15 protein-coding genes, 1 pseudogene and 1 riboswitch are annotated in these 16877 nt (G+C 60.1%); of the genes and pseudogenes, 7 read left to right on the forward strand and 9 right to left on the reverse strand.

Going from position 1 to position 16877, the window contains the following annotated elements:
- Positions 1-5: 5 nt before the first annotated feature.
- From ACR0JN_RS11880 to ACR0JN_RS11920, 9 genes and pseudogenes are all read right to left on the reverse strand, one after another.
- The gene (locus tag ACR0JN_RS11880; protein WP_480816144.1) at positions 6-1016 is read right to left on the reverse strand and encodes a FecCD family ABC transporter permease; all 1011 of its coding nucleotides are present in this window, start codon (positions 1014-1016) and stop codon (positions 6-8) included.
- 1 nt (position 1017) lies between these two features.
- Positions 1018-1968 carry an ABC transporter substrate-binding protein gene (locus ACR0JN_RS11885; protein ID WP_480885828.1) on the reverse strand — a complete coding sequence of 317 codons (951 nt, stop codon included), beginning with the start codon at positions 1966-1968 and terminating at the stop codon, positions 1018-1020.
- Positions 1965-2756 carry an ABC transporter ATP-binding protein gene (locus ACR0JN_RS11890; protein ID WP_480885829.1) on the reverse strand — a complete coding sequence of 264 codons (792 nt, stop codon included), beginning with the start codon at positions 2754-2756 and terminating at the stop codon, positions 1965-1967. The genes ACR0JN_RS11885 and ACR0JN_RS11890 overlap by 4 nt, the downstream gene beginning before the upstream one ends.
- Positions 2753-3109: a DUF1636 family protein gene (locus tag ACR0JN_RS11895; RefSeq protein WP_480816147.1), complete on the reverse strand. Its 357-nt coding sequence runs from the start codon at positions 3107-3109 to the stop codon at positions 2753-2755. Before ACR0JN_RS11895 ends, ACR0JN_RS11890 begins: the two co-directional genes overlap by 4 nt.
- Before the next feature lie 99 nt (positions 3110-3208).
- A riboswitch (cobalamin riboswitch) is annotated at positions 3209-3412 on the reverse strand.
- A 54-nt stretch (positions 3413-3466) separates the two neighbouring features.
- Positions 3467-4132 carry a D-lyxose/D-mannose family sugar isomerase gene (locus ACR0JN_RS11900; RefSeq protein WP_480816148.1) on the reverse strand — a complete coding sequence of 222 codons (666 nt, stop codon included), beginning with the start codon at positions 4130-4132 and terminating at the stop codon, positions 3467-3469.
- Between the two features lie 20 nt (positions 4133-4152).
- Complete coding sequence (locus ACR0JN_RS11905; RefSeq protein ID WP_480885831.1) at positions 4153-5079, reverse strand: carbohydrate kinase family protein; 927 nt, start codon at positions 5077-5079, stop codon at positions 4153-4155.
- A gap of 39 nt (positions 5080-5118) precedes the next feature.
- Positions 5119-6150, reverse strand: coding sequence for a glucokinase (locus ACR0JN_RS11910; protein WP_480885978.1), 1032 nt, complete (start codon positions 6148-6150; stop codon positions 5119-5121).
- Positions 6145-7443 (reverse strand): annotated as a pseudogene (locus tag ACR0JN_RS11915) (GH1 family beta-glucosidase); the annotation flags it as partial. The pseudogene ACR0JN_RS11915 and the gene ACR0JN_RS11910, both read right to left, overlap by 6 nt.
- Before the next feature lie 2 nt (positions 7444-7445).
- Complete coding sequence (locus ACR0JN_RS11920) at positions 7446-8477, reverse strand: LacI family DNA-binding transcriptional regulator (protein ID WP_480885832.1); 1032 nt, start codon at positions 8475-8477, stop codon at positions 7446-7448.
- Positions 8478-8683: 206 nt separating this feature from the next.
- Between ACR0JN_RS11920 and ACR0JN_RS11925 the strand changes: the two genes are divergently transcribed.
- From ACR0JN_RS11925 to ACR0JN_RS11955, 7 genes are all read left to right on the forward strand, one after another.
- On the forward strand, positions 8684-10042 hold the full coding sequence (locus ACR0JN_RS11925; RefSeq protein WP_480885834.1) for an ABC transporter substrate-binding protein: 1359 nt from the start codon (positions 8684-8686) through the stop codon (positions 10040-10042).
- A gap of 55 nt (positions 10043-10097) precedes the next feature.
- The gene (locus tag ACR0JN_RS11930) at positions 10098-11105 is read left to right on the forward strand and encodes a carbohydrate ABC transporter permease (protein WP_480611586.1); all 1008 of its coding nucleotides are present in this window, start codon (positions 10098-10100) and stop codon (positions 11103-11105) included.
- Between the two features lie 5 nt (positions 11106-11110).
- The gene (locus tag ACR0JN_RS11935) at positions 11111-12259 is read left to right on the forward strand and encodes a carbohydrate ABC transporter permease (protein ID WP_480885836.1); all 1149 of its coding nucleotides are present in this window, start codon (positions 11111-11113) and stop codon (positions 12257-12259) included.
- A 9-nt stretch (positions 12260-12268) separates the two neighbouring features.
- The gene (locus ACR0JN_RS11940; protein WP_480885838.1) at positions 12269-13924 is read left to right on the forward strand and encodes an alpha-glucosidase; all 1656 of its coding nucleotides are present in this window, start codon (positions 12269-12271) and stop codon (positions 13922-13924) included.
- Positions 13925-13927: 3 nt separating this feature from the next.
- On the forward strand, positions 13928-15007 hold the full coding sequence (locus ACR0JN_RS11945) for an ABC transporter ATP-binding protein (protein WP_480885840.1): 1080 nt from the start codon (positions 13928-13930) through the stop codon (positions 15005-15007).
- A 71-nt stretch (positions 15008-15078) separates the two neighbouring features.
- Positions 15079-15825: a sugar phosphate isomerase/epimerase family protein gene (locus tag ACR0JN_RS11950; protein ID WP_480885842.1), complete on the forward strand. Its 747-nt coding sequence runs from the start codon at positions 15079-15081 to the stop codon at positions 15823-15825.
- Complete coding sequence (locus tag ACR0JN_RS11955) at positions 15825-16862, forward strand: LacI family transcriptional regulator (protein ID WP_480885843.1); 1038 nt, start codon at positions 15825-15827, stop codon at positions 16860-16862. Before ACR0JN_RS11950 ends, ACR0JN_RS11955 begins: the two co-directional genes overlap by 1 nt.
- Positions 16863-16877: the final 15 nt, after the last annotated feature.

Raw genomic sequence — 16877 nt, forward strand, 5'->3', positions numbered from 1 at the left:
CAACGTCAGTCACTCCGTGCCGATTTGAACAGGTACAAAAACACGAACAGCGACCCGATGGAGGTGGTCACGATCCCCACGGGCAGTTCCTGCGGCGCGAGAAGAAGCCGAGACAGGATGTCGGACAGGGTCAACAGAATCGCTCCGACAATTGCTGAGGCCACCAGCAAGTTGCGGTGCAGGGTTCCGGCAATGCCCCGGGCGATGTGGGGGACCATCAGGCCGACAAACCCGATCACACCCGCGACCGAAACAAAGCTGGCTGTTGCAAGCGCGGCGACAAAGAACATGCTGAACCGCAGGCCCTGTACCGGAATGCCCAACGTGGCAGCCGTAAAATCCCCGGTCAGCAGCGCGTCCAACCATCGACTGCGGTAGAGCGCATAGCTCAGGATCAGACCGAGGCCGATCAGAACCAGCGGGAAGGTCTCCCACCGGGCCAGACCCAGCCCGCCCAGCATCCAGAAGATCACGGAATGGGCGGCGCGGCTGTCTCCGGCGAAGATCAGGTAGTTGGTGATGGCCGAGAACAGGAAAGACACCGCCAGCCCGGCGAGAATTAATTTCTCCGGCGCACTGGTGCGCAGGCTGTGGACCAGCGCAAGGACAATGCCCGATGCAATCAGGCCGCCGCAGAACGCCGCCAGCGGCAGGGTCCAGATACCCAGAACATCCCCGGTGACGGTGATCACCAGAACCGCACCCGCCGCAGCACCCGAGGACAGGCCAAACAGAAACGGGTCCGCCAGATCGTTGCGCGTGGTAGTTTGCAGAACTACGCCAACAACACCAAGCCCGGCCCCGATGACAGCGGCGAACAGGGCCCGGGGCAGGCGCAGATCGAACACGATCCGGTGCATGGGCGACATCTCACCATCGGTCAGACCAGTGCCAAGGCCAATCGCCGAGATAACGTCCCGAACCGGGATCGGCGTTGTTCCGTAGACCACGGACAACAGCAAAAGGGCGATCAGAACGACCGCCCCCAGCAGTATCAAACGGCCCGTTTGGGCCATATCAGTTGCCCACCGGGTGCATGGCCCTTGTCATTTTCTCGATGGCGTCGATGTTGGCCGGTCCGGGGGTCAGCTCTTCGTAACGCAGGCCGATCCAGCGTTTGTTTATCACCGCATCGGTTTGCGACATCACCGGGTGCTCCTGCAGGAATTTGAACGTGTCTTCCGCCCCGTTGCCGGTCTGATAGTCCAGCAGCACCAGGAATTCCGGGTTCGCGGCGGCAACGGCCTCCCACGAGGTACGGCCCCAGCTTGTGTCCAGATCATGGGTCACGTTCACACCGCCAGCAGCCGTGATCATCGCGTCGGGGATGGCGAATTTACCCGCTGTAAAGGGCGCATCAGCGGGCCCGTCCAGCAGGAAGACACGCGGCTTGGTCACATCTGCGGTTTTGCTTTTGATCGCGGCAAGCTGCTCTTTCCAGCCGGACACCAGCGCCTCGGCCCTGTCTTCGACATGCATCACTTTGCCCAGACGCAGAACATCGTCAAACAGCAGGTCCATGCTGGCCTCGGGACGGTCCTTGTCCAGATGCACGCAGCTCTCAGACAGGATCATGGTCTTGATGCCGAATGGGGCCAACGTATCCGGCGTGACGTCTCCGCCCGGTTTCATGCCGTAATACCAGCCCGCGAAGAACAGGTCGGGTTCCACCGCAACGAGGTTCTCGATCGTCGGGTATTTCGGCGCAAGCTCGGGGATGTCGCCGCGCTGCGCGTCGAAATCGGGGCTGGTCTTGTACCAGCCGGTGATGCCGGTCAGGCCAACGATCTTGTCCTGCAGACCAAGCGCAAAGGCCATGTCGGTCATGTTCATGTCGTGGACGACCAGCCGCTCGGGCTGGGTGTCAAACACCAGCGGCTCACCGCAGTTATCGACCGTGACTTCATGCGCCGCTGCGCCGCTTGCAAGACCGGTGATCAGCGCCACGGGCCAGAGTTTCTGCTTCATCCTAAATCCTCACAAGGTGACAGTTTACGTTTTCGGATATCGAGCGCGGGGATCACGCGGCCTTCATGCTGAAAGCACAGGTAATCCACGCCAAAGGTTTCGCGGACGCGGTCCGGGGTCAGCACCTCGCTCACCGGTCCAAAGCCGGTCAGGCGCGTAGCCTTCATCAGGGCTACATGGGTCGCAAATTCGGGGATCATGACCAGATCGTGCACGATCATGACGACGGTCACGCCCAGTTCCGCCACCAGCGACAGCATGTGTCCCTTGGCGTCAGGGTCCAGATGGTTGGTGGGTTCGTCCAGGAACAGCAAATCCGGATTTTGGGCCAAAGCCCGCGCGATATGGGCGCGCTGCCTTTCCCCACCGGACAGCCTGCCCAGCGGCTTTTCTGCCAGATGCGACAGCCCGGTGACATCCAGAACCCGCTTCAGATCGGTTGCATGATCCTTGGCCGATCTTTCCGCTTTGATGGGAATTTGGCCCAACGCCACATATTCCCGCAACCGCAGCCGACTGTCCGGAAACTCCTGCTGGCCCACCACGGCAATCGTCCGCGCCCGCTGCGTGGCAGAGAGTTTGCGCAGGCTTTGACCGCGAATACGAACATCCCCGAACGCGAGGCGTTCGGCCCCGCAGAGAAGTTTCAGCAACGTGGTCTTGCCCGCACCATTCGGGCCAGCAATCGCCAGGATCGAACCCTCTTCGACACTAAAGGACGTGTCCTGCAACAGAACATCCCCGTTCAGCGCGTAGTATTCCAAACCCTCGGCCACCAGAAAGCTCATGCCTCATCCTCCGATGGCAGGCGGGGCAGGCGCGATAGGGTTTTGGTCAGCAGGGCAGGGGGACGGTCCGAGGCACTGGTCCAGCCGTCTGGCGTGTCGCGATACTGGCAGGCGAACTCGACCAGCGCGGTCAGGTCCTTTTCGGTCTGAATATCGCCGAACAGATACTGGGCCTTGCCCGGTGCCTGCAGGCCCACGGTCATGGGCCGTTCACACCCTGCCATGCAGGCGATCAGGCGGGTTTTGAAACCTTCAGGAAGCTGGCGGTCCAGAACGTCTTTCGCAACGTCCGCCGAAACAGGCCCCTGACAGGTCTCACAAATCAGCACGTAGTGATCAGTATCGTTCGGCATTCTTCGCCCCGAAAAATGCCAAATGCAGACAGATGCTGCCGGTATCTTGAACACGCACGCGTGCCATCAAAGCCTCCTTCCAGGACGCCCCGCCCCGGGTTGGTTGAACATATGATGGCAGGTCTCCTGACTTGCGGGTCGTTGCTCGACCAACCTTCCCGGCCCTCGGGCCAGTGGCGATTTGGCGTCGCTCTCCGCCTACAGTTGCGGGGGCAGTCACGGCATTGGCCCACAAAGGCCGCACCGTATTCCCATTTTCATCCCTCGGGCACGCCGTCGGGAACCATCCCGTGCAGCTAGTCCGGGGACGGAATATTTGTCAAGAGCGTGGGTTCGACTGCGCCACGCTGACGCCGGTCAATAATCCGCGACAAGAAGGAAATCGGGTTCGGCGTCTTCCTCGATCGTGGCGAAGCGCGGGATCGGGTCTTCGAACACATTGTCGGTGCGGTCGTCATTAACGGTCGAGACCTCGCCAATCAGACAGTCGCCGCGTTCCGCCCAGAAGGCGTGCCAGATGCCGGGCATGAGCGTGACGCTTTGCCCCGGCGCGAGCCGCAAAAGCTCACCGGGCTGGATGGTCACGGGGCAACCGTCGCTGGGCACGACAACGGGAGTGTCCCGGTCGATCCCTCCGTCTGCGTCCGAGGCGTAAATCTCCATCACCAGATCACCGCCACCCCGGTTGATGATATCCTCGGCCTTCACGATATGGCGATGCATCGGGGACAGTTGCTTGTCGCGCGAGATCAGCAGTTTCTCCGCGTATAGCATCCCGCGCCCGAGACTCAGGTCATTTGCGTCGCCATTGCGCAGGGTGAACAGAAACAGGCCCAGCTCATCAAACCTGCCCTGACCGTAGTCGGTAATGTCCCAGCCCAGACTGCGATCCCGGATGCCAGCCGCCTTTTCGCTGCGCATCTGGTCGGGGGACCAGTCGGCAAAAGGGGGCAGCACAGCGCCGAAAGAATGGATAAAGGCCTGCGCCTCGGCCTTGATGCGGTTGATATCGGATCGTTTCATGGGATTGCCCTTATTAGGGGTTAAAGCTCGTGCGCCCAGGGCGGGTTCGCCCCGGCGCGGGATACTGTGACGGCGGCAACAGCCGCGCCAGAGGACAAGGCGGCGCGAAGATTGTCGACACCCAGCGCCTGAAGACTGTCTTTGGTCAGGTTTCCGGCTTTGTGCAACTCGGCCAGAACACCGGCGTTGAACGTGTCGCCCGCACCGACCGTATCGACAACATCGACCGGCTGACCTGGCACCGACACTTCGGTTCCGTCCGCCAGATAGCCCGTGGCCCCTTCGCTGCCTCGGGTGACAATAACCACCGAAGGCCCCGCCTGCAGCAAAAGCGGCACTTTCTCGGCCAGAGGTTCCGGGCCCGGCACGATCCAGTCCAGATCCTCGTCCGAGACCTTGACGATATCCGCCTGCGCGATCATCCGGTTAAGCCGCGTGCGATACCGGGTCGGGTCCTGAATGAAACCCGGGCGGATATTGGGATCCAGCATGACCGCACGACCCGCGCCGTGGCGGTCCAGAAGGTCGGCATAGGCGTCGGCGCAAGGCTCGCAAGCCAGGCTGATACCGCCAAAATACAGCGCTGACACGGCTGGCAACTGGTCCGGCATATCCTCGGCCCGCAACATCCGGCCTGCGGTGTTTTCGTCAACGAAAGTGTACGAGGCGTGCCCGTCCTTCAATTGCACGAAAGCCAGCGTTGTCGGTCTGTCCGAGCGGATCACATGCGCGGTGTCCACGTGGCTGTCTTTCAGCGCCTGCGCCAGTTGATCGCCAAACATATCCGAGGACAGACCCGTCAGCATGGCCGCTGGCGCACCCAAACGGCCAAGGGCAATCGCCGTATTGAAAATAGCCCCGCCCGAATGCGGCACGAACCCGCTTGCACCCGAGATCGTGGGCTCGGCGATCATGTCGATCAGGGCTTCACCGCAGCACAGGATCATCCCGCATTCCTTCCGCGAAATTCAGTTCATGCGGCCAGTTTACCGCGCGAGCGCATTTTTGCAGAAATTGTTAGCGCCAACAATGCCAAATTCGGCCTGTTCGGACACATAAAGATTCATCGAACAGCGCAGATCGCTGAACCTCCCACCCGCGTTGAAAGCCTTGCAGAATGTATCACCAAAAAGCCAGCGGTTCTTTTCAGCGACTCCACCGACCAGAAACACCCCGCCGGTCGGCATCAGAGTCACTGCCATATCGCCCATCAAAGCCCCCAGATGTGTTGTGAACATCTGTGCCGTTTTGACAGCGATGGGGTCAGAGCCATCGCGGGCATCCTGCAGGATGTCCTTTGCCGTTCGCACCAGAGTGTCGGCTTCGCCGCTTACCATGCCGACGGCCTGATAGAGGATCGGCAGGCCCGTGCCGCTCAGGAACATCTCTGCCTCCAGCGTCAGACTTTCATCAAAGAAGCTCTCGGGCGAGATGCGGCGGGCGGCGTCGAACACGTCCACCTCATCCCGATGGCGCGGCGACAGACCCACATGGCCACCTTCACCCGAGGCGGTGTGATAGTGGCCTTCGGAATACAGCAGCGCACCAACGCCCAGTCCGGTGCCGGGGCCCACAACAAGACGGGTTCCGGGTGGCGGAGTATCCTGCCCCTGCAGAATTGCCACATCGGCGCGTGTCACCTCGGCCACGGACCAGGCGGCGGCTGTGAAATCATTGATGACAAACGTATTCTTCGCGCCTGTGGCCTGCGCAAGTTCGACCTCGGACAAGTCAAGATGGGCGTTGGTCAGGCGGATAACCCCGTCTCGCACCGGCCCGGCCCCGGCGGCCACAACCGCCTGGGGATTGGTTCCGATGTCGTCGCGCAGGCTGTGGAACGCCTCAAGCAGATCAGGCAAAGTACCGGTCGGATGTTTCCGCAGATCGACCAGCTCTCCGTTCGAAACAACGCCGAGGCGGGTGTTTGTTCCGCCGATATCCGCAACCAGATTCCAATGTTCATGCACTGCCCCTGCCGGTTGCGCCAACGGCAGAGAAACCTTGCCCGCGCCTAGCATTGATTTCACGGCGTGGAACGAGGCTTTGGGGGTCCGTTCCAGCGTCTCGAAATCCACATCCACCAACCCGAAGCGTTTTTCGTACCCGAAGGCCCATTCGTAGTTGTCCAGCAGCGACCAGATGAAATAGCCGTCGACCGGAACGCCCTGATCCAACGCGTCCTGAACGGCAGCCAGATGGCTGTTCAGATAGTCGATCCGGTCCTCATCTTGCTGTCTCTCGGGGCTCGCCATGCCGTTTTCGGTCACGAAGAGGGGCAGGTCGCCGGTGTACTCCTGACACGTCCGCGCAAGGAAACGGGTCAGGGCGGCGGGGTCGATCTCCCATCCCATCTGGGTTTTGGGCAGCGGTCCGGGCACCTCGGTCAGTCCAGGCCACGCGGTGTCAGCCGGAGCGATCAGCTTGCGGGTATAGTAGTTCAACCCGCACCAATCGACCGGCGTTCCGATGGTGTCGAAATCATCCTGCCAGCCGGACGGCAGGTGAGGCTCCAGCCCCTTCAACACGTTCTCAGGGTACGCTTTCTTGAACACGCCCCCCAGAAAGAACCGGTTGTAAATACCGTCATACAGGTCGGCAGCCTGCCGCGCCTCGGGGCTGTCATCGGCGGGTTCGGCCCATTCCAGATTGAACACACCGCCCAGATTGGACATGCCCAGCCCGCGCATCGCCTGAATGGCGCGGCCATGGGCCAGCAGAACGTGATGCATGGCGCGGGCGGTGGCGCGGATATCGCGCAGGCCCGGCGCATGGTGGCCCTCGAAATGGCTGAGCCAGCTGACACACCAGGGCTCATTGATCGGCGCGACGGAATACATCCGGTCGCCGATGCGCCCCATGATCACCTCGGCGAAATCGGCAAACCAACCGGCGATGTCCCGGTTCCGCCAGCCGCCCAGATCGGCCAGCGGCGAGGGGAGTTCCCAGTGGTAGAGCGTAGCACAAGGGCGAATGCCGCGCTCCAGCAGGGCGTCGGCCAAACGGTCGTAATAGTCCAGACCGGCCTGATTGACCGGCCCGCGCCCCTGGGGCAGAACACGCGCCCAACTGGTCGAAAAGCGATAGCAATCGAAACCGGCCTCACTCACCAGATCGAAATCCTGCTCGAACCGGTTCAGGTGATCGCAGGCCAGATCCCCGTTTTCCCCGCGCACCACATTACCGGGCGAGGCCGCAAACGTATCCCAATGGGTCTGCCCTGCGCCGCCCTGCGCGTGGCCTTCGATCTGATAGGCAGAGGTCGCCACGCCAAAGAGGAAATCTTTGGGGAAATCACTACGGGTATATTTCATGTTCAGGACCTGTTAGGCGCGGGACCGGTTGATCGGCCAACTACCAGTTCCGCCTCGAGCAATCTAGTTTTGATCGGATCGTCCGGCGACTTTATCCGTTCGATCAACATGTCAGCCGCCAATTCGCCCGCCTGCCGGACCGAGGATCGGGTGGCGGTGAAAATGGGCACGTCCTGACCGTTTTTGAGGTAAGACAGATCATCGTCATGGGCAATGACCGACACATCGCGCCCCATCTGAAGCCCGGCTTCGTCCAGCGCCCGGCGCACCCCGATGGCCGAGATCATGGACGCGCACAATATGGCTGTCGGCGGGTTGTCTAACTGCAGCATGTCGCGGGTTTCGTGATGGCCATAGACCTCGGTCATCTCGGCGCTGCGCATCAGGTCCGGGTCGGGGTCCACGCCACTTTGCTGCAAGGCCTCAAGGTATCCATCGCGCCTCCGCTGCGCGAAATCCATATCCTCGAGCCCGTTGATCAGTGCGATGCGGCGATGTCCGAGGTCGATCAGAAACCGGGTGGCCCGGAAGAACGAGCTTTTGTTGTTCACGTCGATCCAGTCATAGGGAACGGTGATGCCGGTCGACCGCCCATGCACGATGAACGGAACGGACATGCGGTTCAGAACCTCAATCCGATGCTCGTTCACTTTCGGTCCCTGCAAAACGACGCCATCTACAGCACCGCGTTGAAACAGGCTGCGATACGCCTCTTCTATCGAGGTGTCATCGGCGCTGGTGAACATCATGTCGTAACCATGCTCGGCATATTTGCGCGCAGCACCGGCCACGAAATCCCCGAAGATCGGGTTTACCATTTCGTGCCGGGAGGAACTGGGAATCACATGCCCGATCACCATGGACTTCCCCGTCGCCAGCCCCTTGGCGCGGCTGTTCGGCCGATAGCCATGTTTGGCGGCTGCGGCTTGAACGCGAACCCGCGTATCCTCACTCACCTCGGGATAGCCGTTCAGCGCGCGGCTGACGGTTGTCTGCGACAAGCCAAGGATTTCCGAGAGTTGTTTCAGGTTCATATCGGTTTCAAAGCGCCTTCAAACGCGTGCTCTTTTCTGTATTGTGGGCAATTTCTTGTTCCGTCAACCCGTTTTGCTCATAATGTTAATTCTATGAGCGTCCCGAAACAGAATATTGACAGGGCGTGAATGTTAGCGGATAACACCGTTTATCCAAAGCGCTTTGAAAAAACCAAATGCGCAAGATATCGTCGGGAGGACTATTCATGAAACACGCGCTTTACGCAGGTGCGGCGACGCTCGCCCTGATGGCAGGGGCGGCACAGGCACAGGGTGAATTGATCCACCCCGCGGGTGAGGGCAGCTTTGACTGGGACGGCTATCAGGCTTTTGCCGATGCAACCGACCTGTCTGGCGAGAGCCTTACAATCTTTGGCCCGTGGCTGGCGGGTGAGGGGAAGTCGTTCGAAAATCTGGTCGCCTATTTCGACGCGGCGACGGGGGCGAATTCCAGCTATGTGGGCTCGGATTCGCTTGAGCAGCAGATCCTGATCGACGCTGCTGCTGGCTCTGCACCCAATCTTACGGTCTTCCCGCAGCCCGGGCTTGCCGCGAATATGGCCAAGAACGGCTACCTGACACCGCTGCCCGAAGGGTCGGCGGACTGGATCAAGGAAAACTTCGCCGCCGGTCAGTCCTGGGTCGATCTGGGAACATTTGAAAACGCCGAAGGCGCGGACGGCTTCTACGGTTTTTTCTTCAACGTGAACGTCAAATCTCTGGTCTGGTACATCCCCGAAAACTTCGAGGATTTCGGCTATGACGTCCCCGAGACGATGGAAGACTTCAAAGCGCTGATGGATCAGATGGTCGAAGACGGCGAGACGCCGCTTTGCGTCGGTCTGGCGTCTGGTGGCGCGACCGGCTGGCCGGCGACGGATTGGGTCGAGGACCTGATGCTGCGCACCCAGCCACCCGAGGTTTATGACGACTGGGTGTCGAATGACATGAAGTTCGACGACCCGCGCGTTATCGCCGCGATCGAGGAATATGGCAGCTTTACCCGCAACGACGACTACGTGGTCGGCGGCGCGGACGACACCGCGGCCATCGACTTCCGCGACAGCCCCAAAGGCCTGTTCGATAGCCCTCCAGCCTGCATGATGCACCGCCAGGCCTCGTTCATTCCGGCCTATTTCCCGGAAGGGACCGAGTTGGGCGTGGATGCGGATTTCTTCTACTTCCCGGCCTATGCCGAAAAGGATCTGGGCACACCGGTTCTGGGCGCAGGAACGCTGTTCACGATCACCAATCCCAACCCGGCGGCCGAGGCGTTCATGGAATTCCTCAAGACCCCATTCGCGCATGAGATCATGATGTCGCAGGACGGGTTCCTGACCCCGCATCTTGGCGCAAACCCCGAAAATTACTCGAACGACACCCAGCGCGGGCAGGGCGAGATTCTGACCAACGCAACCACGTTCCGGTTTGACGGGTCGGACCTGATGCCCGGAGCCGTCGGTGCAGGAACGTTCTGGACCGGTATGGTCGATTATTCCTCGGGCGCGAAGGACGCGGCGACTGTTGCCAGCGAAATCCAGTCTTCGTGGGACGCAGCAAAGTAACCAAAAGATTGGGGCGGTCTTCGCGCCGCCCCGCCTTTCAACGGACGAGGGCGTCATGACTCCGGCACTTCAAGGCCTGCTGACCATCGCCATCGGCGTGTCGGGCTGCGTGGGCTATTTCTACCTCTCGAACCAGTTTCTGGACAAAGTCCTGTTCCCGCCGCGCGGGCCCAATGCAGGCCGCAACATCAACCGGGCGAACATGATCCGGCCCTGGCTGTTTCTGTTCCCGGCGCTTGCCGCGCTTGGCCTGTATCTGGCCTATCCGGTTGTAGAAACCTTGCGCCTGTCACTCACGGAACGCGTGCCCGGCGGCGGGTACAGATGGGTCGGTCTGGACAATTACACCCAGATGGCGGCTGAGCCGAAATTCTGGGAAGCCATGCGCAACAACATGTTCTGGCTGATCGTCGTTCCTGCCATGTCCACCGCCTTTGGCCTGCTGGTGGCGCAGCTGACCGACCGCATCCGCTGGGGGAATTTCGCCAAGTCGCTGATCTTCATGCCGATGGCGATTTCCTTCGTGGGGGCTTCGGTCATCTGGAAGCTGGTCTATGACGCCCGGCCAGCCGAACAAGATCAGATCGGCATCCTGAATGCGCTGTACATCTTCTTTGGCGGGACCGAGCCGCAGACATGGCTGACGGTTCCGTTCTGGAACAGCTTTTTCCTGATGATCGTCCTGATCTGGATTCAAACCGGCTTTGCCATGGTGATCCTGTCGGCAGCCCTGCGCGGCATCCCGGAAGAAACCATCGAAGCCGCAATTCTGGACGGCGCCAATCCGTTCCAGATTTTCTTCCGTATCAAGGTGCCGCAGATCAAGACCACCATTCTGGTCGTGTGGACCACGATCACCATCACCGTGCTCAAGGTTTTCGACATCGTGTTCGCGATGACCAACGGCCAGTGGGAGACGCAGGTGCTGGCCAATTACATGTACGACAAATTGTTCCGTGCCAATGACTGGGGCGTGGGATCCGCCTCGGCCATGGTGATCATGCTTCTGGTGGCTCCGATTCTGGTCTGGAACGTGCGCAATGCGCGCAAGGAAATGGAGTAGGGGCGATGAGCGATATTGCAGGAACCAAACCGGCGCTGCGCTGGGTCGTCCATGCCTCGGTCGTTTTTCTGGTCGTATTGTGGATCATTCCGACGCTGGGGCTTTTGATCTCGTCCTTCCGGACGGCGGATCAGATTTCGGGCAGTGGTTGGTGGCGGTCTCTGTTCCCGTCCGAGCAGAACCTGACCCTGCGTAGTGCTGCGCCCGAAACGCAGGTGCTGGAAAACGGCGTCTACGTGATCGAAGGGCAGCTGTTCGACGGTGACCAGCAGGCCGTGATCTCGCGTTGGGGTATCAGCTCGCGCGACGTTGACGCTCATGTACCCGGAGACATTGCCGAGCTCCGCCGGGGCGGCACGATCACCGTGGATGCCGAAGGCAACTACCGCATGGAGAACACCGAAGAGTTCAGCGGCAATCGCGGCGCGCGTATCTTTGTGACCGCCGAACTGCCGCCAGAGTTCACCTTTGGAAACTACCAAAAGGTTCTACTGGACCAGAGCAGTACCGACAGCATGGGTAAGGCCTTTTTCAACACGCTGACCGTGACGATTCCCGCGACGATCATTCCGATCCTCGTTGCCGCGTTCGCCGCTTATGCGTTGGCGTGGATGGATTTTCCGGGCCGCGCTCTGCTGATCGCTGCGGTGGTCGGCTTGCTGGTGGTGCCACTGCAACTGGCGCTGATCCCGCTGCTGAAGTTCCACCTGAATATCGGCATCGGCAAAGGTTATCTGGGGGTCTGGCTGGCCCATACCGGGTTCGGGATGCCGCTGGCGATCTACCTGCTGCGCAACTACATGGCCGGACTGCCGCGTGATCTGATCGAAAACGCACGGGTGGATGGCGCGACCGAGTTCCAGATCTTCACCAAACTGATCCTGCCGCTGAGCTTTCCGGCGCTGGCGTCCTTTGCAATCTTCCAGTTCCTCTGGACATGGAATGACCTGCTGGTTGCCAAGGTGTTCCTGATCGATGCGACAGGCCAGACCACGGTTATGACCAACCGGATCGTCGAACTGCTGGGTACGCGTGGCGGCAACTGGGAAATCCTTGCCACCGCGGCCTTCGTGTCGATTGCAGTGCCGCTGGTCGTATTCTTCGCAATGCAAAAATATCTTGTCCGCGGCCTGCTTGCCGGGTCCGTCAAATAGAGGCGTCTGATGAACGTGCAGAACACCGTAGAGCTTTCCCACGCAACCAAAGCCGCCTCGGACTGGTGGCGCGGCGGGGTGATCTATCAGATCTACCCGCGCAGCTTTCAGGACAGCAATGGCGACGGGATCGGGGACCTGAGGGGGATCACTCAGCGTCTCGGCTACATCGCCTCATTGGGCGTCGATGCGATTTGGATTTCGCCGTTCTTCAAATCTCCGATGAAGGATTTCGGCTATGACGTCAGCGATTACCGCGACGTTGATCCAATGTTTGGTACTTTGAGCGATTTCCGGGAATTACTGGATCAGGCGCATGCTCTGGGTCTGAAGGTGATGATTGACCTCGTGCTGTCGCACACGTCCGACCAGCACCCGTGGTTCGGCCAAAGCCGCGCCAGCCGGGACAATGCGAAATCCGACTGGTATGTCTGGGCCGATCCGAAACCGGATGGCACGCCGCCCAACAACTGGCTGTCGATCTTTGGCGGTCCGGCGTGGCAGTGGGACTCGCGCCGCCAGCAATATTACCTGCACAATTTCCTGACCTCACAACCGGACCTGAATTTCCATTGCCAGGATGTGCAGGACGCACTACTGGACGTGGCACGGTTTTGGCTGGATATGGGCGTAGATGGCTTCCGCCTGGACACGATCAACTTCTATTTCCACGACAAGCAATTGCGCGACAATCCCGCGCTGCCGCTGAACCAGCGCAACGCCTCGATTGCGCCGCAGGTGAACCCCTATAACCACCAGGATCACCTGTATTCCAAAAGCCAGCCCGAAAACCTCGCGTTCCTGGAACGGCTACGCACCCTGACCGACAAATACGAAGGCCGCGCCTGTTTGGGTGAGATTGGCGACGCGCAACGCGGGCTTGAGATCATGGGCGAATACACCACCGGCGATAAGCGGATGCATATGTGCTACGCGTTCGAATTCCTCGAAAAGCGCGCACTGACGGCGACTTACACCAAGCATGTCTTCGATCAGCTTGAAGGCAAGGCCGGCGATGCATGGCCCTGCTGGGCGTTTTCGAACCATGACGTGCAGCGCCATAGCTCGCGCTGGAATTTGGATGAGGCCGCCATTCGTCAGCACGCAGTCCTGATGATGTGCCTGCGCGGGTCGGCCTGCCTGTATCAGGGTGAAGAACTGGGTCTGCCCGAGGCAGACGTGCCCTTTGAGCAGTTGCAGGACCCCTATGGCATCGAATTCTGGCCCGAGTACAAAGGCCGCGATGGCTGCCGAACCCCGATGGTTTGGGCCGCGCAGGACGAGCAATCCGGGTTCAGCACGGGTGCTCCATGGCTGCCGGTCAGTTCGCCGCAGGCAGAACGGGCCGTTGACCGGATGGAGCATGATCCGCAGTCAATGCTGCATCACTATCGCCGGGCCATTGCGCTGCGCCACGCGCACCCCGCGTTGGCCTCTGGTACGCAGACGGAAATGACCCAGTCAGGCCCCATGCTGACGTTCCTGCGCGCAGATGCGGCTGAACAGATTTTCTGCGCCTTTAACCTCGGGTCAGAGGCTGCCGACGTGATATTGCCCACCGGCAATTGGCGAGTCATCGGTCAGGAACTGGGCGGCATTGAGGGTCAAGGCAAGGTGACGCTGGACCCAGCGCGATTTTGCTTGATGGTCAAAGACGAGGGATAAGCCATGTCGGAACTCAAACTTACGGATGTGGCCAAGTCTTATGGGCCGGTTGATGTCCTGAAACATATCGATCTGGACATCAAGCAGGGTGAACTGATCGTCTTTGTCGGCCCCTCGGGCTGTGGTAAATCCACGTTGTTGCGGATGATTGCAGGGCTTGAAAAGATCACCGGCGGCACGCTTGAGATCGAAGGGCAGGTCATGAATGACGTGCCACCCGCTCAACGCGGCATTGCGATGGTGTTTCAATCATACGCGCTGTATCCACACATGACGGTGCGCGAGAATATGGCCTTTGCGCTGAAAATCGCCAAATTGCCTACCGCTGAAATTGACGCCGCCGTCGACCGCGCCGCGCGTATCCTGCAGCTTGATCCGTTCCTAGACCGTCTGCCGAAAGCCCTCTCAGGCGGGCAGCGCCAGCGTGTCGCCATCGGGCGCGCCATCGTGCGGGACCCCAAAGTCTATCTGTTTGACGAACCACTCTCGAACCTCGATGCAGCCCTGCGCGTCGCCACCCGGATCGAGATCGCGCGGCTGAAAGAGGCGATGCCCGACAGCACGATGATCTACGTCACCCATGATCAGGTCGAGGCGATGACGCTGGCCAGCCGCATCGTGGTTCTGGCCAACAAAGGCATCGCGCAGGTCGGAACGCCACTGGAACTGTACGAGACGCCCGATAACGAATTCGTCGCTCAATTCATCGGCTCGCCTGCGATGAACCTGCTGCCCGGCAAGATTACCGGAACGGGGACAACAACAACCGTCGCGCTGGACGCGGGGGGTGTCGCCGATTCAACTATCCCAACGACCGCTGCGGATGAGGGCAAACAGGTCAATATCGGCGTTCGGCCCGAAGATTTCGTGATGACCGACAGCAACGCAATTCTGACAGGCGAGGTAGATTTCACCGAAGCACTGGGCGAAGTCACTCTGTTGTATTTCGCCAAGACAGGCGGCGCAGATCAGGTCATCGCGAAATTGCCCGGCGTGCAGCGAAACCTGCGCGGGCAGAGCGTTTCGGTCACCGCCCCCCCCGAGAAAGTACATTTGTTCCATAACGGAATGTCCATGCGCTAGTGCCAGATTGTGGCGCTTGACAACGCAGGCCTGCCTGTTTCACCATAATTGAAACGTTTCAATGGTGAGAAATGCGGGTTTCGGCGCAGCTTTATACCGTCCGGCACTGCGGTGATCTAAGCGATCAGTTGCAGCTGGCGGTGGCCTGCGGCTTTACCGATGTCGAAACAACAGGCTTGCACGAACTTTCTGCGCCAGAGATGGCAGGTATCGTAAGGCAATCCGGCCTGCGCGTTCGCTCGGCCCATTTTGACTGGGAAGAGTTCGAAGATCGGTTTCCCGAAGTATTGGAAGTTCTGCGCCTTCTGGAATGCCCAGTGGCCGTCATGCCTTGGCTGGCGCCCGAGGCGCGGCCCGATACTGCAAAGGGATGGATAGCAGTGTCGGGCCAGTTATCCGAATGGGCGAACCGCCTGTCCCGGCAGGGGGTGAAACTGGCCTATCACAATCACGATTTCGATGTGTTGGGCGACACAAGTGAAACGCCACTAGACCTGATCCTGTCGCAACCCATAATCTACTGGCAGCCTGACATCGGCTGGCTGGTCGCCGCCGGGCTGGACCCTGCGCGCCATATCCGGCGCTACGGCGACCGCATCCTGTCCGTCCACGCTAAAGACGTGAACCCGGCAGACCATGGAGACGCGCGTTGGCGCGATCCAGGGGATGGGGTTATGGACTGGACTGGCGTTCTCAGGTCGCTGCGCGGCACCCTTTGCACTGACCTTTTTGTGGAACATGATGACTCGCCGGACCCTAAACAAACGCTGGAAAAGGGTCGGCAGTTCCTGATGGAACAGTTGGAAGGGGTCGCTTGATGGCGCGGCCTACTATCAAATCGATTGCCAAACTAACAGGCTATTCCGTCGGCACGGTTTCGAACGCCTTGCGCGGCTCGGAAACGGTCAAAGTTGAGACACGCGAGGACATTCAAAAGGTGGCGACCCGTCTGGGCTATCGGGTAAATCTCGACGGGCTCAAACTGCGCACCAACAAATCCTACCGGATTGCCGTGCTGGTTGGTGTCTCGGCGGGCGCGTCCGAGGAATGGGAGGGGGTGGAATTCACTCAAATTCTGGCCGGGATTGCCGCCGCCCTGCAGGGCTCGCGGTATGATCTGAGCGTTTTCAGCGTGGCCAGTCTTCAAAATGCGATGGAGAGCCTGCGCAGCATTGTTCAGGAAGGACTTGCCGACGGCGTCATATTTTCGGGCACGCGGCACAACGATCCTCGCATTTCCTACCTGCAGGAACAGGACTTTCCCTTTGTAACCTATGGCATGAGCGACAGCGACATCCCGCACGCGTTCGTCGATTTCGACAGTCAGGCCGCCGCACAGGAGGCCACGGCCCGGTTGCTGCGGCTTGGCCATCGACGCATTGCTATGGTCAATCCTCCGATCGATCTGGTTTATGCCGCGCAACGGCAGCAGGGATATTCTGATGCGCTGGCCGCTAGCGGAGTGGCATTCGACCCGGCCCTGGTCTTCAACGGCCCAACCACGGCGCAGAGCGGAAAGCGGGCATTCGACGCCCTGATGCAATTGCCCTCCCGTCCCACCGCCATCATCTGCGCCAACGAGGCGATGACGCTGGGCACCCTGTCGGCTGCGGCCAAGTCCGGCATTCAGGTCGGGCGCGATGTGGTCGTGATATCCACTGACGACCTACGGCTCAGCCAGTATTTCGTCCCTCCACCCAGCACCTATTACGTACCGATTGGCGAAACCAGTCGCCTGCTGGGTGAATTCATGCTGAAATCTCTGGACGGGGCTGACCCGTCCGAGACCCAGAAAAAGATCAGGGCCACCTTTATCGAGCGGCAACCTGACAAACCCGCGCCGACACTGGCGTGAACCAAGTGATCCAAC

It is taken from the genome of Ruegeria sp. G12 (assembly GCF_056533565.1).